This window comes from Streptomyces malaysiensis subsp. malaysiensis (genome assembly GCF_040653035.1).
GTDB lineage: Bacteria > Actinomycetota > Actinomycetes > Streptomycetales > Streptomycetaceae > Streptomyces > Streptomyces malaysiensis.
Genome location: NZ_JBEZNG010000005.1, coordinates 519760 through 544750, shown reverse-complemented (window position 1 = coordinate 544750; position 24991 = coordinate 519760). Strand labels below are relative to the sequence as shown.

Genomic DNA, 24991 nt, shown 5'->3' with positions numbered 1-24991 from the left:
TATCCGGTATTAGACCCCGTTTCCAGGGCTTGTCCCAGAGTGCAGGGCAGATTGCCCACGTGTTACTCACCCGTTCGCCACTAATCCCCGGCCGAAACCGGTTCATCGTTCGACTTGCATGTGTTAAGCACGCCGCCAGCGTTCGTCCTGAGCCAGGATCAAACTCTCCGTGAATGCCTCCGGGATATCCCGGCAACACATCACGAGAGCGGAACCACCAGAGGAATAACCCGATGGTTCACAGCGTCCTCGCTGTGTATTCTTCTTCAAAGGAACCTCGTCCAAACCGATGGACGGGGTATCAACATATCTGGCGTTGACTTTTGGCACGCTGTTGAGTTCTCAAGGAACGGACGCTTCCTTCGAAACCGTTTCACCGGTCTCTCCGGGCGCTTCCCTTCGGTGTTTCCAACCTTACCAGATCCGATTTCCGGTCCGTTTCCGATCCGAATTCCGTATCCGGCCCCCTGCTGGAGCGGGGTCTTTCGCGCCTTCCGGCGTGTCCACCACTTTAGCGGATTCCCCCGGATGCTCATAATCGAGTTCCCCGGTCCGAATTCCGGCATGCCGAAATCCATCCCGATGAGGGGCCGTGCAGTAGTGGTTTGCCGCCGGTGCGGCTCAAGTGCTGACCAGTGAACCATTACAGCTCTGTGGCAGCTCGGAGTACGTTACGGATGGCCCGGGGCGGTGTCAACCTCGCTTCGGCCAAATGCCTCAACCGAGGTCGGTCAGCCGTCCCTCGGCGTCGGGCTGGTCTTCCTCCACCCGGCGCAATACACGGCTGAGCATCTCGCCGAGGGCTCCACGCTCCTCGCTGGAGAGGTCCTGGAGAAGGTCCGCCTCGAAGACCGTGGCTTGGCGCATCGCCTCCATCCACTTCTCCCGGCCGTCGGAGGTCAGCTCGACGATGACGCGGACCCGGTTGTCGGCATCACGCTCACGGGTGACCAGACCCTCATTGACCATCCGGTCGATGCGGTGGGTCATGGCGGCGGGGGTCAGACCCAGCCGCTTGGCCAGGTCTCCGGGGCCCAGTCGGTAGGGAGCCCCGGACAGGACGAGCGCCTTGAGGACCTCCCACTCGGCGTTGCTGATCCCCAGCGTGGCCGACTGACGGCCGTAGGCGACGTTCATACGTCGGGTGAGCCGGCTGAGCGCGCTGACCACCTGCTCCACCTGAGGGTCCAGGCCCTGGAACTCGCGCTGATAGGCCGCGATCTGGTCTTCGAGGCTCAGCAGGTCGTCCGGCTCGGGGGTCTCCGCCATGTGGAGAGTATGGCACGAAACTCATTGGCGCTTAAGTCCTTCTTTCTGTACTCTTAATCATTGAAGTTTAGCTTCGAAGTCTTCAGACGTCGATCCTCCGGGCTGACACGCAGGTCAGACCTGCTGTCCCCATGACCCTCCTCGACCTAGGTAGGTGAGTGTGACCACCGCGATGGGCGCAGCGCTGCGCCGTATCCAGCTGGGCAACGCGCTGAGCGCGTTCGGCAACGGCTTCACGGTCCCGTTTCTCTTCGTCTATGTGGCGCGGGTGCGGGATCTCGGCGCGAATACCGCGGGCGTGGTGCTCGCGACGTTCGCCGTGGCCGCGCTTGCCGTGCTGCCCTTCATCGGTCGGCTGATCGACCGGCGAAGGCCGCTGTCCGTTGCCGTCGCGGGCGCGATCGCCGCCGCCGTCGGATCGATGGGGCTCGGGCTGGCGGCGAGCGAGCCGCTGGTCATCGCCGCGGCCGGAGTGCTGGGCGCGGGTATAGCGGCCGTACAGCCCGCGCTGGCCACGCTGATCGTCTGGTGCTCGACGCCGGTCACCCGGTCGCGGGCCTTCGCCACCCAGTTCTTCCTCGGCAATCTGGGCCTCGGTGTCGGTGGGCTGCTCGGCGGACTGCTGGTGGACACCTCCGCCGCGTCGAGCTTTGTGCGGCTCTTCGCGATCGACGCGGTGATGTTCCTGGCGCTCGCCACGGCCGTGGCGACCGTAAGGCTGGAGCGGACGCCGGTGTTCGACGATCCGGTGCCGTCCGCCGATGGGCAGCTCGGTGGTGCCGGTGGCTGGCGTGCCCTGCTCGGCAACCGCGCCATGGTGCAGCTGTGCGTGCTGGGCTTCACGATGTTCTTCGCCTGCTACGGCCAGTTCGAGTCCGGGCTGTCGGCGTTCGCCGTGGATGTCGCGCGGATATCGCCCTCAATGCTGGGCGTCGCCCTTGCCGCGAACACGGCGGCGATCGTGCTGGCGCAGTTCGTTGTGCTCAAGCTGGTCGAGCGGCGGCGGCGCAGCCGGGTGATCGCGCTGGTCGGGCTGGTCTGGACGGTCGCGTGGTTCGCCGCCGGGGCCGCCGGGCTGGTGCCCGGGGGCCAGGCCGTCGGCATCACCGCGATCATCTCGGCGTATGCGCTCTTCGGGCTCGGTGAGGCCATGCTGTCGCCGACCGTCGCCCCGCTGGTCGCCGATCTCGCGCCGGCGTCGGCCCTCGGCCAGTACAACTCGGCGTTTGCCCTGGTGAAGCAGCTGGCCCTGGCGGTGGGCCCGGCGGTCGGCGGGCTGATGGCGGGCGCCGGGCTGTACGGGGCGTACATCGTGGCGCTGATCATCTGCTCGCTCGCCATCACCGCGCTCGCGCTGAGGCTCGGCAAGCGGCTCACGCCCCAGCAGGACAATCCCCTACGGGCGATCGCCGGTGCCTCGGTGCCCGCACCCCGGGCCGCCTCGTCCGACGAGGTGATCACCGCGGCCTGAGGCGGTCGGGCATTCCGCCATCCCGCTATTCCGCCATCGCCCTGGTGCGGTCAGGAGCCAGTCGGCCCCGCCGCGCCAGGGCGATGTGCTGGTCGGGGGCGTCCTGTCCCCCTCGGCCCCGTGCTCCTGGACCCCTTCGTAGCGCTCGCTAGTCCGCCGGCAGGGCGAACTCGCACCACACCGCCTTACCGCCGCCCGGTGTGCGGCGTGAGCCCCAGGACGAGGCGATGGTCGCGACGATCGAGATGCCGCGTCCGGCCTCGTCCACCGGTTCGGCCCGGCGGCGGCGCGGCAGATGCTCATCGCCGTCCGTCACCTCGATGATCAGGCGGCGGTCGGTGCGGCGCAGCCGCAGCCGCATGGGCGGCGTGCCGTGCTGAAGGGAGTTGGCGACCAGCTCGCTGGCGGCGAGCACGCCCAGATCGCGCAGCTCCATGGGGAAACGCCAGCTGGCGAGGACCCCCGAGGCGAAGGCCCGGGCGCGCGGCGCGGCTTCCACCCCGCCGAGGAGCTCCAGCGCGGCGTTGTGGAAGAGCTCCGCGTCATGCCCCGTACGGGCGGGGTGCTGGAGGACGAGCACCGCCACATCGTCGTCGTGCTCCGCGGTGATGCCCAGGGCCCTGATGAGGCGGTCGCACATCACCTGGGGCGAGCCGGTCGCGCCCGCGAAGACGCGCTCGAGCGCGGCCACACCGTCGTAGATGTCCTTGTCCCGCCGCTCCACCAGGCCGTCGGTGTAGAGGACCGCGCTGGCGCCGGGGCCGAGCTGGACCGAGCCGGTGGTGTGCAGCCAGCCGCCGGTGCCGAGCGGAGGGCCGGTGGGCTCGGAGGCGCGGCGCACGGTGCCGTCCGGGTCGCGGACCAGGATCGGCAGATGGCCCGCGGAGGCGTAGACGAGGCGGTTCTCATTGGGGTCGTGGACGGCGTAGACGCAGGTGGCGATCTGGTGGGGATCGATCTCGGATGCCAGGCCGTCGAGGAGCTGGAGGACCTCGTGCGGCGGGAGGTCGAGCCTGGCGTAGGCGCGGACGGCGGTGCGCAGTTGGCCCATGACGGCGGCGGCCCGCACCCCGCGGCCCATGACGTCGCCGATGACCAGGGCGGTGCGGCCGGCGCCCAGGGTGATGACGTCGTACCAGTCGCCGCCCACCGCCGCCTCCGTACCGCCGGGCTGATAGGTGGCGGCGACCCGCAGATCGTCGGGCTGCTCCAGCCCCTGCGGGAGCAGGCTGCGCTGGAGGGTGACGGCGGCCTCGCGCTGGAGGCGCTCGCTGGCGCGCAGCCGCTCCGCCGACTCGACCTGGTCGGTGACGTCGGCGCCGAAGACGAGCACGCCGCGGACCGGCTCGGCGGCGACCGTGCCGGTGGTGGTGCCGGGGGCGACGGCCTCCGTGGCGACGGTCTCCATGGCGACCGCCTCGGTCGTGACGACCTTACGGAGGGCGGCTTCCCGGATCGCTCCGTCCACCGGCGAGCCGTCCACGGCCCGCTCCCCCGCCGGCTCAGCCGGGGCGACGGCCCTCGGCGCGGCCATCTCGATCGGGGAGCAGGTGAAGGTGTAGTAGCCGTGGCGGGACCGGCCGGGGCCGGGTGCCGTGCCCTCCCGCCGCGGCCCGGGCGGGGTCGCGGGGCCGCCCGCGGGCACGCGCCGGGACTTGACCGTACGAGGCTTGCCGCTGCGCAGGACCTGGTCCATCAGCGGCAGCAGCCCCAGCTCTCTCAGCTCGGGCAGGGCCTGGCGGGCGGGTGTGCCGGGGGCCCGGGAGCCGAAGAGCTCGACATAGGTGTCGTTGAGGTAGGCAATGCGGTGCTCGGGGCCGTAGACCACCGCGACCAGCGCCGGCACCTGGCTGAGGAGGTCATGGACGGACAGCCCGTCAAGGGTCGGCACTGCGGCGGGCGGCGCGGCGTCGGAAGGGGCGGCGGCGGGCGGCTCGCCACGGCCCGAGGGGTCGGCGTGCTCGCCCCGGGCCGCCGGGACGGAGCCGCCGCCCGCGGCGGCCGGGGGCTTGGGCCGCCGCGCACCGCGGTCTGCCCGGGCGGCGGTGCGTCGCTGGGTTCGGGGGAGCCGGGCGCTCCAGCGCGTGAAGTTCACTGCGGATTACCTCGTCGGGTGGTGGCTGAGCGGCGCGCCGGAGCGGGATCGGGGAGATGGGTGCGGGTACGGGGGACGGCCCCCAGGGGAATGCAGCAAACTTCCGAATCCTCGCGATTGTCACTCTTTGCAGATACGAGCCCACCCATGGTCACACGACCAGTGTGGCCGACCGGACTGACATCCGTGAGACGCCGATCGTGGGAGGGGAGTTCCCGGCTCCGCCCCGATCGGGTCAACTGGCCTCGGGATGGCGGCCGGTGTCCGCGGCCAGTTTGAACTCGGCGCGCGGGTTCTCCAGCGACCCCAGCGAGACGATCTCCCGTTTGAACAGCCCGGACAGGGTCCACTCGGCCAGCACGCGCGCCTTACGGTTGAACGTCGGCACCCGGCTGAGGTGGTAGACGCGGTGCATCAGCCAGGCCGGGTAGCCCTTCAACTTGCGCCCGTAAATGTGTGCGACGCCTCTGTGGAGCCCCAGGGAAGCCACGGAGCCGGCGTACTTGTGCGCGTAGTCCGTGAGCGGCCGGCCGGCGAGCGAGGCGACCACGTTCTCGGCGAGGACCTTGGACTGGCGCACGGCGTGCTGTGCGTTGGGGGCGCACTCCGCACCGGGCCGGTCGGCCGTCAGATCGGGGACCGACGCGGCGTCCCCGGCCGACCAGGCGTGCTCCACGCCGTCCACTTGGAGCGCCGCGGTGCATTTGAGCCGGCCGCGCTCGTTCAGCGGCAGATCGGAGGAGGCGAGGATCGGGTGCGGTTTGACGCCCGCGGTCCACACGAGCGTGCGGGTGGGGAAGCGCGAGCCGTCACTCAGTGCGGCGACCCGGTCGGCGCAGGAGTCCAGCCGGGTCTCCAGCCGGACGTCGATATTGCGGCCGCGCAACTCCCGGACGGCGTACTTGCCCATCTCCTCGCCGACCTCCGGAAGGATTCGGTTGGTGGCCTCGACGAGAATCCACTTCAGATCCTCGGGGGAGATGTTGTGGTAGTAGCGGACGGCGTACCTGGCCATGTCCTCCAGTTCGCCGAGCGCCTCGACGCCCGCGTATCCGCCGCCGACGAAGACGAAGGTCAGCGCCGCGTCGCGGACGTCGGGGTCCCGGGTCGAGGAGGCGATGTCGAGCTGTTCGAGGACGTGGTTGCGCAGGCCGATGGCCTCTTCGACGGTCTTGAAGCCGATGCCGAATTCGGCGAGGCCGGGGACCGGGAGGGCGCGCGACACGGAGCCGGGAGCCAGCACCAGCTCGTCGTAGTGGATGTCGACCGTGCCGGTGCCTTCCTCCTCCGTGGCGAGGGTTCTCACGGTGGCGGTGCGTTTGCCGTGGTGGATCGCGGTGGCCTCGCCGATGACGACCGTGCAGTCGGGCAGGACCCGCCGCAACGGCACGACGACATGGCGCGGGGAGATCGATCCGGCCGCCGCCTCCGGCAGGAAGGGCTGGTAGGTCATATACGGCTCGGGGTCGACCACGATGATCTGCACGCCGCCTTGCCTCAGTTCTCGCTTCAGCTTCCGCTGGAGGCTCAGCGCGGCGTACATCCCGACGTAGCCACCACCGACAACGAGAATGCGCGCGGGTTCCTTCACCCTCCCATGAGGCACGTGCGACCGCGGTTTGTCCACAGGCCCGGCGAATTGTGTGACCGGACGTTTTGGCCCGGCCCCCGGTACGGAATCGGTTACACGTACGAAATGTCCGCAGGTCAGCCCCGAGATGAGGGGTGACGGACGGGCGGAGAGTCCGATAAAGGCGGTCCTCTGCTCTGATCGGGGGGCGTTCTGTCCCGAGCTACCCTCTTCTTTCTTGACCTGGGCTCAACTATGTTCGTACTTCGTCGGGGTTGTGACTGCCTCGACAGTCTGGGCGGGGAGTCTCCGGGGGGAGACATCATTACCGGGGGATCACTTATGCACCTTCAGGGTTCGTCATGGTCCGCAGCCGTCGCATCGTCGGACGGAAACGGCGGACGGAACACACCGCTGCGCGTGGACGCGCAGCGCAATCTGGAGCACGTCCTGCGGGCGGCGCGCGAGGTCTTCGGTGAGCTGGGATACGGGGCTCCGATGGAGGACGTGGCACGCCGGGCGCGGGTCGGGGTGGGCACCGTCTATCGGCGGTTCCCCAGCAAGGACGTGCTGGTGCGCCGCATAGCCGAGGAGGAGACGGCAAGGCTGACCGATCAGGCACGGGCGGCGCTGGGTCAGGAGAACGAGCCATGGTCCGCGCTGGCCCGGTTCCTGCGCACCTCGGTGGCGTCCGGCGCGGGCCGGCTGCTGCCGCCGCAGGTGCTCCGGGTCGGGGTCGAGGTCGAGGCCGAGATCCGGCTGCCGCAGCAGCGGCAGGCGGCGTTAGCCGGACCGGCTCAGCCTGAGCTGCGGCTGGTCGAGCGGACGCCCGCACCCGAGGACGAGCCGGACGACGCGGGCGCCGCGGCGCTGCTCGAGGTCGTCGGGCAGCTGGTGGAGCGGGCACGGGCCGCGGGCGAGCTGCGCCCGGATGTGACGGTGGCCGATGTGCTGCTGGTGATCGCCACGGCGGCGCCCTCGCTGCCGGACGCGGCACAGCAGGCAGCGGCATCCGCCCGGCTGCTGGACATCCTGCTGGACGGGCTGCGGTCGCGCCCCTTGGGGTGATGCCGTCGTTCCTGGAGCGGGTCATGGGCTCCGCGGTTCGTGCATCGGTTTCCGGGGCCGCGTGTCGTCTCCTCCGTATGAGTGAGGACACATGACTGTCGGCCGGGGCGTTGCGCCTCCGCTTATGTCCGCGTCAGCGGGCGGGCGGCGGTGTGGCGCCCCGGTCGGCGGTTTCGGTCCGGTCGGCCGCTTGGGCCTGGCCGACCGTTTGGGTTCGGTCGGCGGTTTCGGTTCGGCCGACCGTTTCGGTTCGGCCGACCGTTTCGGTTCGGCCGACCGTTTGAGCTTGGCCGGCGATTTCGGTTCGCGCTTCGGAGGCGTCCAAGGCGTCGGTGGTATCGGAGACGTCGGGGTCGTCCGCCGCACCGGTGGCGTCGAGAGGGGCATCGAGCGAGGTCAGCGCCTCGTCGAGCAGGCGGATGGCCTGCTCGGGGGTGAGGGCTGAGTTCTCGGTACGCAGCTGCTCCACCGCGTCCTGGCCCAGCACCTCGCTCGCGCGCGCCACGGTCGAATCGACGTCCCCGGCCACCAGCGGTGAGCGGGGCAGCCGACCGCGCCAGCCGTCCGCGGCGCCCAGCAGCCGCGCGGCGAGCCGCTCCTGTCCGCGTCCCGATCCGGCCAGGAGCTCCGCCGCCGACTCCGCCTGATGGGCCAGCAGCAGCTCCATGGAGTTCATCTCCAGGCCCTCGCGCAGAGTGTTCCGCAGCTTGCGCAGTCCGCCGACCAGATCGCCCTCCAGGCCGGTGATGCGCGCGTCCAGACCATTGGCCACCACCCAGAACTGCGGCGGTGCGGTGCCACGCGCACGGTGCCGGGCGGCGTCGCAGTACGTCCGCGCCCGCGCCAGATCACCGCGCAGCAGCTCGGCCTCGCTGCGCACGATGTGGTTGAAGGCCCGCACATCCTGGGTGCCGCAGCGCTCCGACTCCTCCTCCGAGCGCTCCACCAGCTCCAGCGCCCCCTCCATGTCCTTCTCGTTGAGGGCGAGATCGGCCAGACGGGTGAAGAGGAACGGCACCTCGGTGTGGGCGCCGAGCTCCTGCGCGAGCCGCCGTGCCTTCTCATAGGCGGCCCTCGCCTCCGCGTACCGGCCGCGAAAAGTGGCGACCTCGCCGCGCGCGCCCTCCGCCTGGGCGAGCATCCAGCGGTCGCCGACGCGAGCGGCCAGCTCGCGCAGCTCGGCCAGGTCGTCGTCGATGGTTTCGACGCCGCCCGGCATGTCGATGGCGAGCTGGGTGCGGTACATCAGCGTGACGCCGAGCGCCCAGTCGTCGCCGTGCCTCCGGCAGCCGGCCACGGTCTGGTCCATGAGCGGCAGCAGCTCACCGGTGAAGCCCTCGATGACGAAGGCCGTGAACGGCCACAGCAGACCGGGGAAGCACGCGGTGCGGGACCCTGGATGGCTCGCGTAGGCGTCGCGCATGCGTCTGGCGGCGTCCCGGATCTCGGGGTCGCGCAGATCCGGACCGGTGCCCTGCTCCGCGAGCAGGAAGAAGAGCAGCAGTCGCAGGTCCATGAACTGCCAGTACCGGGTGGCCTCCCGGTCGACGCCGTCCTCGCCGTCCGGAGCCCGGGCCGGGATGCGCGGGAACTGGTCGAGGGGATCGCTCCCGTCCGGCGCCCGGTCCGCCTCGCCGTCCGTCCCGCCGTCGGGGCGGTCGCCGTCGGGGCGGTCCTCGAGGGCCAGGGCACGGCCGACCCAGGCGGCGCCCTCGTCCCGGTAGTTGCGCAGCCACCAGAACCAGGCCAGGGCGCTGATGAGCGCGAAGACCGAGTCCTCGTCCGCGATCGTCAGGGAGCGGTGCAGCGCTGCCCGGACGTTGTCGAGGTCGGTCTCGACGAGGCGCAGCCAGGGCAGTTGTTCGGCGGAGCGCAGACGGGGCTCGGCGGTGCGGAGGAAGTCCCGGAAGTGGGCGGTGTGACGGGCGACCGTGGCCTTGTGGTCGGCGCGGGCCGCAGGGTTCTCGGTGGCGCGCTCGCCGACGTACTCGTGGATCGTCTCCAGCATCCGGTAGCGGGGCTCCCCGCCTGCCGGACCGGCGGACTCCGTCGCCGAACCGTGCGACGGGTGGTCGACGATCAGAAGCGACTTGTCGACCAGCGCCCCGAGCAGCTCCAGCACCTCGGCGGGCGCGATCCGGACGTGGGGGCGCGTACGAGAGCGCGCGGGAGAGCGTGTGTGGTCGTACGCGACCGTGTCGCCCGGTTCCGGAATGCCCGCCGTCGCGTCCGTAAGGGCGTCACGAACGTCGAAGCCGGCCGCTATGCCGTCCGTGACGCCTTCCTCGGCCGCTATGAGGTCTTCTATGAGGTCTTCCGCGGCCGTGCCGTCCGTAAGGGCGCTCTTACCGGGCCGACCGTCCGCGCACACCGCCTCCGCCCCGGACAGGGTCCACCCGCCCGCGAAGACCGAGGCGCGGCGCAGCACGGTGCGCTCGCGCTCGTCGAGCAGGTCCCAGGACCACTCGACGACGGCCCGCAGGGTCTGCTGGCGGGGCAGCGCGGTTCTGCTGCCGCTGGTCAGCAGGCGGAAGCGGTCGTCAAGCCGGGCCGCGATCTGGCGTGGGGTCAGCAGCCGCAGCCGGGCCGCGGCCAGCTCGATCGCCAGCGGCAGACCGTCCAGGCGGCGGCAGATCTCCGCGACCGCGGCCGCCGTGTCCGGGTCCGCCGCCGGGTCGAAGCCGGGCCGTACGGTGGCGGCGCGCTCGGCGAACAGTTGGTGTGCGGGGGCGGGCGGAAGCGGCTCCACCGGTCTTATGGTCTCGCCGGGCACCCCTAGCGGCTCCCGGCTGGTGGCGAGCACGGTCACCCCCGGGCAGTGCGCGAGCAGGGTCTCGGTGAGCCGGGCCGCGGCGTCGATGACGTGCTCGCAGTTGTCGAGCAGGAGCAGCAGCCTGCGGTCGGCGCAGTACTCGACGAGCCTGCTGGTCGGATCGCCGCCGTCCGCCCCCGTGGCGCGGCTCTCGAGCCCGGTGGCGAGCAGCGTGGTCTCGCGGCGGCCGACCGCGCTCAGGACGGCGCCTGGGACGGCTGAGGGCTGGTCGAGCGGGGCGAGTTCGGCGATCCAGACGCCGTCCGGGTAGCCGTCCGTCACGGTCGCGGCGGCCTCCTCGGAGAGCCGGGTCTTGCCGGAGCCGCCGGGGCCGGTGAGGGTGACCAGCCTGGCGCCGTCCAGGTCCCGGAGGATGTCGCCGATCTCCTTCTGGCGGCCTACGAAGCTGGTGAGGCGGGCTCTGAGGTTGCCGTGCGGCAGAGGCGGCACGGCGATGCACGAGCCCGAGCGGGCGGTGCGCGAGCCCATACCGACGCCACGTGAGCCGACGCCGCGTGAACCTGCGGTGTGCGAACCCGCCTCCCGGCCGGCGGCCCGGCTTCCGGCCCCGCCGCCGGTTCCTCTCCCGCCCCTGGCTTCGTAGCCGTCCCGGCCGTCGAACGCCCCCCTGACCCCGCTGTCGGCCTCGGTCCCGCCGCTCCCCCCATGGCCGTCGGCCCTGGACGCCCCGGCCTCCGCCGTATACGCGCCGCCGCGCGCGGCGTGCGGCTCTCGGACGGCAGGCCCGGCGTCCGTTGTCAGCAGCTGTCTGTGGAGCTCCTTCAGCTCCGCCCCCGGGCCGGTGCCGAGGCGGTCGGCGAGGGTCCGGCGGACGTCCTCGTACGCGGCGAGGGCGTCGGCGGAGTGACCGGCCGCCCGCAGCGCGCGGATCAGCTGGGCGTGGAACGTTTCGTCGAGCGGATGGTCCGCGACGAGTTCGCGCAGCTCCGGTATGACGTCCGTGGGGCGGTCGAGCGCGAGGTCGGCGTCGATCCGGCGGTGCAGGGCGGTCAGCCGGAGCGCCTCGGGGCGGGCGGCGGCCGTCTCCCGGTCGGGCAGGTCGGCGAGGGCCGGGCCGCGCCACAGGGCGAGCGCCTTACGGAGGGTGGCGGCGGCCGTCCCGGGGTCGTCGGCGTCCAGGGCGCGTATGCCCTCGTTCGTCAGCCGCTCGAAGAGCAGCAGGTCGACGTCGTCCTGCGGGGCGGCGGTCGCGAGGCGGTAGCCGCCGGGTGAGGAGATGACGGCGTCCCTGCCGATGGCCCGGCGCAGCCGGCCGACGAGCGCCTGGAGCGCGGCGGGCGCGTCATGCGGAGGATCGGCGGCCCACACCTCGTCGATCAGGACGTCGACGGGGGCGGGGGCGGAGCGTGCGGATCTTACGGCGAGCGCGGCCAGCAGCGCGCGGATCCGGGGGCCGCCGAGGGGGAGCGGGGCGCCGTGGTCGTCGCGTGCTTCGGTGGTGCCGAGGATCAGATACCGCACAGGGGCCATTCTCCTTGGTCGCCGATTGCCGCCGGGGAGATGGTCCGGCACGGGGGCGGAGATCGCCTTTCGTTTTCGTCCGCCGTAAGGATGTCTGCATCCGCCGTAAGGACATCTTCGTCCGCCGTAAGGACGTCGGCTTCGTCCGCGGTGAGCGCCCGGCTCCCTGATCGGCGGCGGCCATCCCCGGCGGGGCGCCTGGGGCGATGTGTCACGGGGCGGCTTCGTGTCGCCCCGGTGCGGCAGCCGTCACAGGCTCGGCCGCGGCACCACTCCGCCCGCCACCGCCCGCTGCCGCGGCGCCGCCGTGCCCGTCCAGCAGGTGCCGCGGCGGGCCAGCAGGCGCCGCAGCCAGACTTCGGTGGAGACGAGTTCGGCCAGGCCGTCCAGGGGCAGCCGCTCCCCCTGTGCTGCTGCGCGGAGCGCCTTACGGACGACACGGGCCTCGATCAGGCCCGCGTCGGCCAGCAGCGGCGCGTCGAAGAGGTTCATCAGCTCGCCGGTCCAGGTGCGCATGCCGGTCCGTACGGCGGCCGTGTGGGCGGCGTGGGAGGTGGCTCCCCAGCCGGGGGGAAGCTCCCGGATGCCCGCTCCGGCGAGGACCGTCCGCAGCACGGCGGCGCGCGCCCCCGGTTGCACCCGAAGCGCTTCGGGGAGCGCCCGGCAGGCCCGTACGACCTGGTTGTCGAGGAAGGGTGCGTGCAGACGCTGGCTGCGGATCTCGGCGGCCTGCTCGAAGACGCGGTGGTCCGCCGCGTAGCGGGCGAGGGCGGCGTCGGCGCGGCGCTCCCCGGGGCGGCGCAGCAGTACGGGGCGCAGGGCCGCCTCATCCAGCCGGACGGACACCTCGGCGAGCGTCTCGCCGGTGAGCCAGCGGGCGGCGGGCCCGGGGCGGCACCACGTCAGGGCGGCGAGGGAGGCGGATACGGCGCCGGGGCCGCGTACCGTCTGGTCGTCGGTGAAGCGGCGCTCCAGGAGGCGCGCCGCGGCCTCCTGGACGCCGTCGCGGTAGGAGGTGCGGGCCAGCCGTCGTGCGGCCCGGTAGACCGTGAACGGCACGAAGAAGGACTGCGCGGAGGGGCCGTCGGCCTTCGCGAGCGCGGTGGCGGGGCGCAGCAGGTGGCGTCTGCGGCGGTCGAGCAGCAGGTCCGCGAGGCGCGCGGGGTGGGCGTCGAGCACTTGGCGGGCGCCGTGCCCGATGAAGTGGTCCGCGCTGCCCGCGGCGAGTCGGCGCCGGTGGCGTTCCGCGATGACGAGGGAGGGGCCGGGCTCGTCGGTAAGGGCGCCGATGTCGAGGCCCGCGTACGGCAGGGCCTCCTCGCCCGCGGCCACGACCACATGGTGCAGCCGCGGGTTGGCGGCGATGGCGCCGGCCCGTTCGAGTTCGGCCTCGCGGGTGCGGGCGCCGCCCGCCGTGGCGAGGTCGTTGAAGGTGACGGCCAGGAGCCGCTCGCCCGCCTCGGTGCCGTGCCCGAAGAGGGTGCCGGGCATCCCGGGGAGACCGGCGGCGAGCAGTGCGAGGGTGGCGGAGGCGCTGCCTCCGGACAGGTCGGCGCCGATGCCGGGGGCCGGGGCGCCGCGGGCCGCCCGCCGTTCGGCGGGCCCCATGCCGGGCACCGGGCCGGGGTCGAGGTCGTCGGTCTCGGGGGCGTGGCGCGGGGCGGTGAGCCGGGCCCGTACGGCCTCCACGAGGGCGTCCCGGACCGCGTCGACGGCCGTGTCCTGGTCGAGCGGGGGCGCGGCGACGGCGAGGGACGCGGTGGGCTCGTAGCCGGTGATGTCCCGGGCGCCGTCGCGCAGGATCAGCGCATGGCCCGGGGGGACGCGTCTGACGCCCATATAGGGCGTGCTGTCGCCCATGGCCTCCGGGGAGTCGGGGCAGGCGAGCAGCGCGCCGAGGTGGGCGACGTCGAGTTGGGCCTCGATGAGGTCGGCGAGCGGGAGCGCGGCCGTGGCGTAGGCGGTGCCGCCGGCCCAGTCGGTGTGGAAGACGGGCCGGGCGCCCGCGAGGTCGCCGACGATGGTGACGCGGCGGCCGACCTGGGCGACGGCGGTGTAGCTGCCGGGCCAGGCGGTCAGATGGCGCAGGGCGCCGCCGCGGGCGGCGAACAGGCCCACCCGCAGCTCCTCGTCGGAGGCGCCGCAGCAGCCGAAGACGGCGAGGCGGGTGAAGGGGTCGGCCTGGACGACGCGTACCTCATCGGCCCGCCAGTCGCCGACCGCCCATAGCGGATCGGGGTCGGACCACAGGAGTTGGGCACCGACCGGCTGGATCGCACGGCCTTCCGGGGGGACCGGGCCGGATGCGGTACTGCTCCACCCCACCAACCACCGCATCGCCGCCTCCACAGGCTGTGGGCATCCAGGGCAACCAAGAAGTAGGTGCCATCATGCACAGCATGTTGACGGTTTCGGCATCGAACCGGACAACAACATGGATCTCCTGGATGTCCTGTGACCACAGATGACCGCAGGAATCGCAGAGTTGATCCCAGGGGTTGGCACCGCTCAAAAAGGCATCCGTAAGGAGCTCATGAGGGAACCACCGCCGGTAACGACCCACCGTTCCGCCGTGGCCCATGCTGCCACGACTGGGGCGCACAAGAGCGCAAGGGCATCGATGAGTGTGCGGAGCGGCGCACAAGAGGCGCACGAAGGGGCGCACAGAAAGTCGCCAACCTGCGGACCAGGCAGGGGACTTACGCGCCAAAGCGCTCCGTGTCGTGGCGCCCGCCGCATACGACGACATCCGCGGCGTGTGCTACGCGGCGCACCGCTCCGGACGGGCTCCGTGCGCGTTCTGTACGGAATCCGCGTCGAGAAGGGCTTCCCGCGTCGGGCCTCCCCCTCCCCGGCCCGACGCGGGAGCCCGGCCGTGAGGGGCGATATTCAGCCAAGTTGCCGTGGCGCTCTCGATGGCCCTGCCGACGCCCTGTATGTACTCAACTTCCGCCTCTCGCGCCTCCCGACACGACAGTCCGGGAGGCGGCATTCGCCTCCCGGACCGTTCCGCCGCCCGCGGGGAATGAGGCGGCGGCGTCCCCCAGCCCACTGGATCCAGTACAGCGGGCCGACCCACGCAGGATCCATCGAAACGTCCGCGCCGCGACTGAGACAGAGCGCACACACGGGCGCACAGCCACACACACCGGGAGCACACGTCACGCCCCGCACGCCCGTTCGTACAAGAATCTCGCCATCCGGGACACCACCTCTTAACGGTCGGGATGCGGCGAACTACGCTGGGTTTACGAATGCCCCGCGCTTATGCAGGGGCGGCCGTCGGTGCTGTCGAGGGGTGCGCATGTCCAGGGAGCCACGCGGGCCGAACGAAAAGCTCGGCACCGTTCTCGCCCTCGCTGGGATCAGCAATGCCGGGCTCGCGCGCAGAGTCAACGACCTCGGCGCCCAGCGTGGCCTGACGCTTCGCTACGACAAGACGTCCGTCGCGCGCTGGGTGTCCAAGGGCATGGTCCCCCAAGGCGCCGCGCCACACCTGATTGCGGCTGCGATCGGCAGCAAACTCGGGCGGCCCGTCCCCCTGCATGAGATCGGCCTGGCCGATGCCGATCCGGCCCCCGAGGTCGGTCTTGCCTTCCCGCGCGACATCGGCCAGGCCGTCCGCTCCGCCACCGAGCTCTACCGGCTGGATCTCGCGGGTCGGCGCGGTGGGGTGGGCATCTGGCAGAGCCTGGCCGGATCTTTCTCAGTAAGCGCGTACGCCACCCCGGCCTCGCGCTGGCTCATATCCCCCGCCGACAGTTCGGTGGCCCGCGAGCCCAAGGACGCCGAGGACGGCGCCACCGCCGCGAGCGCCGCCGGCGGGGCGGCGGACGCCATACAGCCGCTGCGCGTCGGCCACAGTGATGTCACCAAGCTGCGCGAGGCCGCCGAGGACGCGCGCCGCTGGGACTCCAAGTACGGCGGCGGCGACTGGCGTTCGTCCATGGTTCCCGAATGCCTCCGGGTGGACGCGGCCCCCCTGCTGCTCGGCTCGTACAGCGACGAGGTCGGCCGCTCCCTCTTCGGCGCCACCGCCGAACTGACCCGGCTCGCCGGATGGATGGCCTTCGACACCGGCCAACAGGAGGCCGCGCAGCGGTACTACATCCAGGCGCTGCGCCTCGCCCGCGCCGCCGCCGACGTCCCCCTGGGCGGCTATGTGCTGGCGTCGATGAGCCTCCAGGCCACCTATCGGGGGTTCGCCGACGAGGGCGTGGACCTCGCCCAGGCCGCCCTGGAGCGCAACCGCGGCCTGGCCACCGCCCGCACCATGAGCTTCTTCCGGCTCGTGGAGGCGCGCGCCCAGGCCAAGTCCGGGGACGGCCCGGCCTGCGGCGCGGCCCTGAAGTCCGCCGAGGGCTGGCTGGAGCGCTCGCGGGCGGGCGACGCCGATCCGTCCTGGCTCGACTTCTACAGCCATGAGCGGTTCGCGGCCGACGCCGCCGAGTGCTATCGCGATCTCCGGCTGCCGCGCCAGGTGCGGCGCTTCACCGAGCAGGCGCTGGCCCGGCCGACGGAGGAGTTCGTACGGTCGCACGGGCTTCGGCTCGTGGTGTCCGCCGTCGCCGAACTGGAGTCCGGCAATCTGGACGCGGCCTGTGCGGCGGGCGCCCGTGCCGTGGAGGTCGCCAACCGGATCTCGTCCGCGCGCACCACGGAGTACGTACGCGACCTGATGCGGCGCCTCGAGGCGTACCGCGACGAGCCGCGCGTCGCCGAGCTGCGCGAGCAGGCCCGGCCGCTGCTGGTGGCCCAGGCGTGAGCGGCCAGGGCGAGTGGTGAGGCGGGAGCGGTCCGGAATGAGCACGGAGGCGAGCGCCGCCCGGAGCGAGCGCTTCAGACGCGAGTCGCCCGGAGTCGGAATGATCGGCTCGGTGTGAATCGATCCCTGTGCCCGGTGTGACCGACGTGACCAGTGTGACCAGTGTGACCAGTGGCGTGGCCGGTGGCGTGGCCGGTGGGCCTAGCCCGGACCCTAGTCCTCGCAGGGGTTTCGGGCCGCTGTCAGCGGCGCAGGTCATGATAGGGATCGACGGTCGGGCGACTGAACGGTGTGGCGCGTGGGGAGGTGACATGGCGTGACGGCGTTGGACTGCGATGTGCTGGTGATCGGGGGCGGGATCGTCGGCATGTCGACGGCGTATGCGATCACGCGCACCGCGCCCGGCACCCGCGTGACCGTGCTCGAGAAGGAGGCGGGCCCGGCGCGCCACCAGACCGGGCGGAACAGCGGCGTGATCCACAGCGGTATCTACTACCGGCCGGGGTCGCTCAAGGCGCGGTTCGCGGCGCGTGGCGCCGCGGAGATGGTGAAGTTCTGCGCCGAGCACGGCATTCCGCACGAGGTCACCGGCAAGCTCATCGTGGCCACGGAGCGCTCCGAGCTGCCGAGGCTCCACGGCCTCGTCCAGCGCGGCAGGGAGAACGGCATCCCGGTGCGCGAGCTGGGCCCCGCCCAGATCGCGGAGTACGAACCATGGGTGCGCGGCCTCGCCGCGATCCATGTCGGCACCACGGGCGTCTGCGACTTCGGCGCGGTTGCGGCCCGGCTGGCCCGGCTGGCCCAGGACGCGGGCGCCTCGGTGCGGTACGGGGCGCGGGTGCGCACCATCGGCCGGCGCCCCTCCGCGGTCGCGGTGCGTACGGCGGACGGCACCGTCCTGCGCGCACGGGCCCTGGTCAACTGCGCGGGGCTGCACTGCGACCGCGTCGCCCGGCTGGCGGGCGACGACCCGGGCATGCGGATCGTGCCCTTCCGCGGTGAGTACTACGAGCTGGTGCCCTCCCGCGCCTCGCTGGTGAACGGTCTGGTGTACCCGGTGCCCGACCCGGCGTTCCCGTTCCTCGGCGTCCATCTGACCCGCGGCATCGACGGCGGCGTCCACATCGGGCCCAACGCGGTGCCGGCCCTCGCCCGCGAGGGGTACGCCTGGCATACGGTGCGCCCGCAGGAGCTGGCCGGCACGCTGGCGTATCCGGGCTCCTGGCGGATCGCCCGCCGCCACTGGCGGTACGGAGCGGGTGAGCTGCGGCGTTCCCTGTCCAAGCGCGCCTTCACCGACGCCGTGCGCCGCCTGCTACCCGATGTGACGGCCGACGACCTGATAGCGGCCCCGGCGGGCGTGCGCGCCCAGGCGGTGCTGCCGGACGGCACGCTGGTGGACGACTTCCTGATCTCGCAGTCGCCCCGGATCGTCCATGTGCTCAACGCCCCGTCGCCCGCGGCCACGGCCTCGCTGCCGATCGGCCGGGAGGTCGCCCGCCGAGTGCTGGAGACGCTGGGGGCGGGCAGGGTGCGGGGGGCGCGGTAAGAGGGTACGGCAGGGCTGGGGCGGCACCGCCTGGCGGCCCACGGCCCGGTTGCCCGTTGATCGGGCTGGTCTTACGTCCGGGCTCGGCTGCTCGTACGTCCGGGCCCGACGGCCCGTCGTCCCGGCCCTACTGTCCGTACGTCCGGGCCTGGCTGCCCGTACGTCCGGGCCTCACTGTCCGTACGTCCGGCTGCCCGTACGTCCGGGCCTCACTGTCCGTACGTCCGGCTGCCCGTCCCACTGCCCCAACCAGCCGGGCACCGCTTAACCGGCCGCGCACCGCCCAACGGGGCGGGCCCGCCCCCGGCGCCCCAGCCCCCCGGCCCCCCAGCCGCCGTATCGGCCCCGCCGTCCTCCCCGCCTCCGCCCGTAGAATCGAAGCACTGTGTCCGAGAATCCCACCGCCCCCGATTCCCACGCGAAGCGCGCTCTGGCCGCCCCCCGTGACCGCGGCGAGCCGATGTTCCCCGGCGGCCCCGTGGCCGATCCGGCGGGCTCGCACCATGAGCGCCGCATCCGCTCCTTCCGCCCCCGCCGAGGCCGGGTGACCCCGGGCCAGGGCGAGGCGCTGCGCCGCCTGTGGCCGCAGTGGGGCCTGGACATCGACGGGCTGAGCCGTATCGACCTGGGTGAGATATTCGCCACTGAGGCGGGCCCGCGCCCGGACCTTCCCGTCGTCCTGGAGATCGGCTTCGGCATGGGTGAGGCCACCGCGCAGATGGCCGCCGCCGACCCCGGCACGGGCATCCTCGCCGCCGACGTCCACACCCCCGGCCAGGGCAATCTGCTCGCGCTCGCGGAGCGGAACGGCCTGGACAACATCCGGGTCGCCAACGGCGACGCGATCATCCTGCTCCGGGAGATGCTGGCCCCCGCCTCGCTCTCCGGGCTGCGGGTCTTCTTCCCCGACCCCTGGCCCAAGAAGCGGCACCACAAGCGCCGCCTCATCCAACCCGAGTTCATCGAGCTCGCCGCCACCCGGATGAAGCCCGGTGCGCTGCTGCACTGCGCGACCGACTGGGAGCCGTACGCGGAGCAGATGCTGGAGGTCCTCTCGGCGAGCCCGGCCTTCGAGAACACCCAGGCCGACGGCGGCTACACCCCCCGTCCGGGCTTCCGGCCGCTCACCAAATTCGAGAGCCAGGGGCTGGACAAGGGACATCTCGTCCATGACCTGGTCTTCCGCCGCAACGACACATAACGACCCCAAGGGGATGGGCATAACCCCTGAGTCCCCCCTTCCCCCTTTCGTTAGGGTCGGTTGAGTGCATCAGTCCCCGCCCCCGCAAGAGCCGCCAGAACCACCATCGGCCACGCCGCCGCACGGCGCTCCGCACGCCACGCCGCACGGAGCGCCGAACGAGGCGGCGCATGGCGTACCTCACGAGGCGAGGCAGGACGCACCACCGCAAGGCGCACCGTACGAGCCGAGGCTGGACGCACCGCACGACGGGCCGTACGAGGCGAGGCAGGACACACCGCACGACGGGCCGTACGAGGCGGGCCACGTGGCACCGCACGCCGCGCCGCACGAGACTCCGTACGGCACGCCTTACGGCCCCCCGTACGGAGCTCCTTACGGTGGCCGGCACCCGTGGTTCGAGGCCGGGGCCGCACCGGTGGGCTGGCCGCAGCCGCCTCGTCAGGGCCTGTGGGGCCCGGACGGCCGTCTCGCCCGCCTGTGGCACAACAGGGCGCTCCGGGCCACCGCGCTCACCGGTCTGCTCTCGCTCTCCGGCCTGATCATCCTGGCGCTGGTGCGCGAGCAGACGGGCACCAAGGGCTTCCTGGTGGGGCTCGGCCTCGCCGTCCTCCCCGTACCGTTGATCATCGCGGTCTTCCGGTGGCTGGACCGCGTGGACCCCAAACCCTGGCGAAACCTCTTGTTCGCCTTCGCCTGGGGTGCGTGCGCCGCGACCCTGGTCGCGCTGATCGCGAACGGCTTCGCCACCGAGTGGCTCATGACGACCGTGGACTCCTCATCCCCCACCGGCCAGGCCGACGCCGACACCTGGGGCGCCACCTTCATCGCGCCGTTCGTGGAGGAGAGCGCCAAGGCAGCCGCCGTCCTACTGCTCTTCCTCTTCCGCCGCCGCGACTTCAACGGGCTGGTCGACGGGGTCGTCGTCGCCGGAATCACCGCCACCGGTTTCGCCTTCACCGAAAACATCCTCTACCTCGGCTCGGCCTTCGTCAGCGACGAGACGCTCGGCTACTCCGGCATCCGGTCGACCACGGCCGCGACGTTCTTCATCCGCGCCGTGATGTCCCCCTTCGCGCACCCCCTCTTCACCGCGATGACGGGTGTGGGCTTCGGCATAGCCGCCGCGACGGCGCGGCACCAGCGCGCCCGCCGCGTCCTCATACCGATCGCGATGCTGCTGACCGCGATGGTCCTGCACGGCGTCTGGAACGGCTCGGCGTCCCTCGGCGGCTACGGCTTCCTCATCGTCTACGCCCTGTTCATGGTCCCCGTGTTCGGGCTGCTGACCTGGCTGACGCTCTGGTCCCGTGCCAAGGAACTGCGCGCCATACGGGAGCAGCTCACCACCTACCAGGCCGCCGGCTGGCTCACCCCGCCCGAGCCCATCGCGCTGTCCTCGATGCGCGCCCGCGGTATCGCCCGCGACCTCGCCCGCCGCACCCACGGCGCGGCGGCGGCCCGTGCGGTCGGCGAGTACACCGCCTTCGCGACCTCACTGGCGCTGCTGCGGCGGCGTGCCCACCGGGGTACGGCGGGGCCGGACTTCACGACGCGTGAGAAGGAGCTGCTGGACCGTCTGTGGGAGCGGCGGGAGACCGCCCAGCCCGCCCTGGCCCACGCCGCGCTGTCGGTGCCGCTCCCCCGGCCCCGCCGCGTACCCGTGCCGGCCCCGGGCACGCTGCCCGCACCGTTCTGGCCCGCGGGGCCGTACGGCGGCGGATACGGATACGGCGGCGGTGGAGGCGGACAGGGGCTCGCCTACGGCAGCGGGCACACAGGCGGCGACGGGTACGGGTACGGGAGCGCGCACGGTCAGGGGGGCACACACGGGCACGGATACGGGGCCGGCGGGCACGGCGGCTACGGATACGCCGGGCCGGGGTACGGCAGCCAAGCCCAAGCCCAGGCCCAGGTCCAGTACGACACTCAGACCCAGTACGGGGCCCAGCCGACGTACGCCCCGTGGGGCACCCCTCCCCCGCACAGCGCCCAGCCACCGCGGACCCCGCAGCCGCCCGCGGCCCCGTCGGCGCCCCGCACCTCCCCCGTGCCGTACGGCACCGGCGCCCCCGAAAGTCATCTGTAACCTCCCGCCCCTTTCGGACGTGTTCCTACATAGAAGCGGGGAGCACGGGGGCGCGGGAGATTCATGTCAGAACCATCACCTTCATTCACACCATCCGATTTCGACCAGTTCGATACGGCTACGGCGAAGCGACTCGTGGCCGCGGTCTATGCGGCGACGGGCGACCTGGCCGAGGCCGAGGACGCTGTGCAGGAGGCGTACGCCCGGGCGTGGCAGCGCTGGGACCGTCTGACCGCCGAGGGCGATCCCACGCCCTGGGTCCGTACCGTCGCCCTGGGTCCGTACCGTCGCCCTGCGCCTCGCCGTCAGCTCCTCGCGCCGCGCCCGTAACCGCATGCGGGCCCACTTCCGCCATGGCCCGCCCCCCGATCTCCCCGACCTCGCCCCGGACCGGGTGGCGCTGATCCATGCCCTGCGCGGCCTGAAGCCCGAGCGTATCGGTCTCCCTCTGGCGCCTGGATCCCACCGCCACCGCCTCGCCAGGCCCGTACCGGAGCAACCCCGAGGAGGCGAAGAGGCGTTGCTGACCCACTCATGCCCTCCCACCGCCCCTCACGACTCCCGCAAGAGGTCCTCTGTGTACTCCATCCGTTCCCTGCGCACCCTCGCGGTGCCCGCCATCGCCGTCGCCCTGCTCGTCGGCTGCCAGTCGGCCTCGAAAACCGCCTCGGTGGACCCGGCCGACGCCAAGCCCGCCCGGATCACCATCACCCCGGGCAGCGACACGGCGGCCATAGCCCCCGACGCCACGGTCGAGGTGACCGCCTCCCACGGCACCCTCACCAAGGTCCGCGTGGTCCCCGACGGCGCCGGATCCCAGGCCGTCACGGTCACCGGCGCCCTCTCCCACTCCAAGAGCAGCTGGCACTCCACCCGCACCATGACCCCGGGCACGACCTACACCGTCGAGGCCACGGCCACCAACGCCGCCGGCAAGTCCGCCGTCCAGCACTCCGCCTTCCGCACCCGCACCCGCACCGCCCAGCAGATCAACGGCGTCACCGTCACCCCGTCCAAGGGCTCCACCGTCGGCGTTGGCCAGCCGGTATCCCTGGCCTTCGACCACCCGGTGCGGAACAAGGCAGCGGTGGAACGTCACCTCACCATCTCCACCAGCCCGAAAACCGAAGGCTCCTGGGGCTGGACCAAAGACCCCCTCACCGGCATCGAGCGCGTCGACTGGCGCCCCAAGACCTACTGGCACAAGGGCACCAAGGTCACCCTCCAAGCCCACCTCAGCGGCGTGAACACCGGCGACTCCCGCTACCTCCGCCGCGATGTCTCGACGACCTTCACCATCGGCACGCCCCGGATCTCCAAGGTCGACATCAAGAACCACACGATGACGGTCTACGAGGACGGCCAGAAGCAGAAGACCATCCCCATATCCGCCGGCCAGCCCGCCTACCCCACCTGGAACGGCACCATGGTCGTCCTCGACAAGGCCCCCATGGTCAACATGACCAGCGAGTCAGTCGGCATAGCCGACCCCTACGACAAAGACGTCCCCTGGGCCGTCCACCTCACCACCTCGGGCACCTACGCTCACGCCGCCCCCTGGAACGAGGGCCGCGGCTACTTCGGCCAGACCAACATGAGCCACGGCTGCGTCGGCATGTCCCTCGCCGACGGCAAGTGGTTCTACAACCGCGCCACCCAAGGCGACATCGTCCACATCACCGGCTCCACCCGCGCCACGGTCTCCCCCGGCAACGGCTTCGGCGACTGGAACCTCCCCTACCCCTCCTGGCAAAAGCTCAGCGCCCTGCGCTGAGTCCCCACACATAGCTGTGCCTCTCCCTACCGTCTCGGTAGGGAGAGGCACAGCCCTGCACGCCATACATATGCGAAGCTGGTTTCATGTCTGACTCTGAGCAATGGGTGCCGCCGCCGGGTTCGTGGGCCTCCTCAGCGGCGCGGCGCCGGAACATGCAGGCGATCAAGGCAAGGGATACCAAGCCTGAGCGTGTAATTCGCCAACTGCTCCACGCTCAGGGGTTTAGATACCGCGTGGCTGCCCGGCCGCTAGCCGACCTGCGTCGGACAGCCGACATCGTCTTTCGACCAGTACGGGTCGCCGTATTCATCGACGGATGCTACTGGCACGGCTGCCCGGAACACTACGTTTCTCCGAAGACCAATCCCGGATACTGGTCAGACAAAGTGGCGCGCAACATCGCACGTGATCGAGAGACTGACAACGCCCTTACCGGAGCCGGGTGGAGCGTACTCAGGTTCTGGGAACATGAGCCATCAGACATGTGCGCCGACAAGATCGCCGCTACAGTCATCGCCCGCCGGGCGACGGGCGGTAGCGGTAAGGGCTGACATGGGGAATGCCTCCACCTGGTAAGAAACTGTGTCTTGCTCAGCGGAATCTTCTACGTTTCCCATCACATAGTCTTCGAGCAATGATTCACGCTCCTCTGGGCGCAATACAGCTGCAATAGCACGACCTACAGCTTCCGCGACCGGCGGCGGGAAAGCATTCCCGACCTGCCTATACCGCGCGGTCTTCCCTCCCTGGAACTGCCAGTCTTCTGGGAAACCCTGAAGCATCGCAGCTTGCTGGACAGTCAGCATCGGGCCCGCAGGGCGGAACAAGTCACGCTCCGGATCACAGTCCTCACTGTCATTGGCCACTCCTGTGGCATCAACACCCATGGCTGCCCACGCTCGCTTAGCCCTGGTGGGCCCCAGATCCGCGCCGCCATGTTTCCTGGACCCTCCCACGAGCGTGGGTGCGATGCCCTGAGTGGAATTCGCCTCGGCCTTCTCAGCCAACTCCAGCCAAGTGTTGAAAACCTGGCGCCCCGTACGCTGCTTACCCCGCGCACGCTTGCCTTGGTCATTCTTGTTCCAGAATTCTCTACACCGCCGAAGCATACTGTCATGGAGAATTTTCCTGACCGAGGCAACATCACCTTTCACCCTCTTCGGCCAGACAAAATCTCCACCATCTGGGACGTCTTCATGAATTACCACCAGGATGGCCCGAGGCCGCAGTTGAGGAACACCAAAGTCACGAGCTTCAAGAAGTCGCCAGACGGAACTCATGACCTTTTCTTGCCGCTCAACAGGCCAATCCGGATCAACCTCGGGAACGAGATATCCCAGACTTCCCAACTCAGCCAAAATTCGCCTGCGATAGTCAATGAAAACATGCGGAGGCTCCAGAATTCCACGCACATTTTCAATCATTACCGCTTTCGGGCGAAGCTCCTTGACGATTTCAAGCATTGCCGGGAAAAGATCACGCTCATCGTCTTCACCAAGGCGCTTCCCAGCTAGCGAAAATGGGGGGCACGGAACACCGCCAGCAAGGAGAGAAAGGCCCTCTTCCCCAAGTTCGAGACCCTTACGCTGGTCAGATTTGAGGAAATCGTTGACGTCCTGAGACGTGAGCTCCTCAGCTCTTCCTGAGTTCCACCAAGGCCAGTTCTTCACGTTGGCCTTGAGGGTCTCCACCGCATGCGAATCCCACTCGACGAGAGCCCGATGCTCGAAGCCAGCCTTGTGCAGCCCAACGGCCTGGCCACCAGCTCCCGCACAGATTTCGACTGAAGTGAGAGGCGGGCTGTCCTGCGGACTGCGTGGGGGGCTGGCGCCCATGAACGGTC

General features: G+C 71.2%; 15 protein-coding genes and 1 rRNA gene. 9 read left to right on the top strand and 7 right to left on the bottom strand.

Annotated elements, in window-relative coordinates:
• Positions 1–174 (bottom strand): 16S ribosomal RNA (locus tag AB0E24_RS14345); the annotation flags it as partial.
• 543 nt (positions 175–717) lie between these two features.
• A complete protein-coding gene (locus tag AB0E24_RS14340; protein ID WP_069872875.1) occupies positions 718–1269 on the bottom strand; it encodes a MarR family winged helix-turn-helix transcriptional regulator in 552 nt (183 codons plus the stop codon).
• Positions 1270–1429: 160 nt separating this feature from the next.
• Here AB0E24_RS14340 and AB0E24_RS14335 point away from each other — a divergent pair, with 160 nt between their 5' ends.
• Positions 1430–2740, top strand: a complete 1311-nt coding sequence (locus tag AB0E24_RS14335) for an MFS transporter (protein ID WP_359376999.1) — start codon at positions 1430–1432, stop codon at positions 2738–2740.
• Positions 2741–2888: 148 nt separating this feature from the next.
• Here the strand turns inward: AB0E24_RS14335 and AB0E24_RS14330 are convergent, their stop codons facing one another.
• Both AB0E24_RS14330 and AB0E24_RS14325 read right to left on the bottom strand, forming a co-directional pair.
• On the bottom strand, positions 2889–4835 hold the full coding sequence (locus tag AB0E24_RS14330) for an ATP-binding SpoIIE family protein phosphatase (RefSeq protein ID WP_174886405.1): 1947 nt from the start codon (positions 4833–4835) through the stop codon (positions 2889–2891).
• A gap of 235 nt (positions 4836–5070) precedes the next feature.
• Complete coding sequence (locus AB0E24_RS14325) at positions 5071–6426, bottom strand: NAD(P)/FAD-dependent oxidoreductase (protein ID WP_069872870.1); 1356 nt, start codon at positions 6424–6426, stop codon at positions 5071–5073.
• 321 nt (positions 6427–6747) lie between these two features.
• Between AB0E24_RS14325 and AB0E24_RS14320 the strand changes: the two genes are divergently transcribed.
• Positions 6748–7473, top strand: coding sequence for a TetR/AcrR family transcriptional regulator (locus tag AB0E24_RS14320; RefSeq protein ID WP_167502600.1), 726 nt, complete (start codon positions 6748–6750; stop codon positions 7471–7473).
• A gap of 133 nt (positions 7474–7606) precedes the next feature.
• Here AB0E24_RS14320 and AB0E24_RS14315 read toward each other — a convergent pair whose 3' ends face one another.
• The gene (locus tag AB0E24_RS14315) at positions 7607–11767 is read right to left on the bottom strand and encodes an AfsR/SARP family transcriptional regulator (RefSeq protein ID WP_359376994.1); all 4161 of its coding nucleotides are present in this window, start codon (positions 11765–11767) and stop codon (positions 7607–7609) included.
• Positions 11768–12016: 249 nt separating this feature from the next.
• Complete coding sequence (locus AB0E24_RS14310) at positions 12017–14104, bottom strand: asparagine synthase-related protein (protein ID WP_099014462.1); 2088 nt, start codon at positions 14102–14104, stop codon at positions 12017–12019.
• 967 nt (positions 14105–15071) lie between these two features.
• On the opposite strand from AB0E24_RS14310, the gene AB0E24_RS14305 reads away from it, so the two are divergent.
• The 7 genes from AB0E24_RS14305 to AB0E24_RS14275 all read left to right on the top strand — a co-directional run bounded on the left by AB0E24_RS14305 (position 15072) and on the right by AB0E24_RS14275 (position 23699).
• A complete protein-coding gene (locus AB0E24_RS14305; protein WP_069872864.1) occupies positions 15072–16532 on the top strand; it encodes an NsdA family TPR-like regulatory protein in 1461 nt (486 codons plus the stop codon).
• A gap of 316 nt (positions 16533–16848) precedes the next feature.
• Positions 16849–18081 carry an L-2-hydroxyglutarate dehydrogenase gene (lhgD, locus tag AB0E24_RS14300; RefSeq protein ID WP_099014461.1) on the top strand — a complete coding sequence of 411 codons (1233 nt, stop codon included), beginning with the start codon at positions 16849–16851 and terminating at the stop codon, positions 18079–18081.
• A gap of 460 nt (positions 18082–18541) precedes the next feature.
• On the top strand, positions 18542–19282 hold the full coding sequence (gene trmB, locus AB0E24_RS14295) for a tRNA (guanosine(46)-N7)-methyltransferase TrmB (protein ID WP_231981780.1): 741 nt from the start codon (positions 18542–18544) through the stop codon (positions 19280–19282).
• A gap of 418 nt (positions 19283–19700) precedes the next feature.
• Positions 19701–21371: a PrsW family intramembrane metalloprotease gene (locus AB0E24_RS14290; protein ID WP_435865279.1), complete on the top strand. Its 1671-nt coding sequence runs from the start codon at positions 19701–19703 to the stop codon at positions 21369–21371.
• Positions 21372–21506: 135 nt separating this feature from the next.
• Entirely contained in the window at positions 21507–21701 is a 195-nt protein-coding gene (locus AB0E24_RS14285) for a sigma factor (protein WP_359376990.1), read from the top strand.
• 247 nt (positions 21702–21948) lie between these two features.
• Positions 21949–23145 carry a L,D-transpeptidase gene (locus AB0E24_RS14280; RefSeq protein WP_359376987.1) on the top strand — a complete coding sequence of 399 codons (1197 nt, stop codon included), beginning with the start codon at positions 21949–21951 and terminating at the stop codon, positions 23143–23145.
• Between the two features lie 86 nt (positions 23146–23231).
• A complete protein-coding gene (locus AB0E24_RS14275) occupies positions 23232–23699 on the top strand; it encodes a very short patch repair endonuclease (RefSeq protein WP_174886409.1) in 468 nt (155 codons plus the stop codon).
• Here AB0E24_RS14275 and AB0E24_RS14270 read toward each other — a convergent pair.
• The gene (locus AB0E24_RS14270; protein ID WP_174886410.1) at positions 23625–24983 is read right to left on the bottom strand and encodes a DNA cytosine methyltransferase; all 1359 of its coding nucleotides are present in this window, start codon (positions 24981–24983) and stop codon (positions 23625–23627) included. The genes AB0E24_RS14275 and AB0E24_RS14270 overlap by 75 nt on opposite strands.
• Positions 24984–24991: the final 8 nt, after the last annotated feature.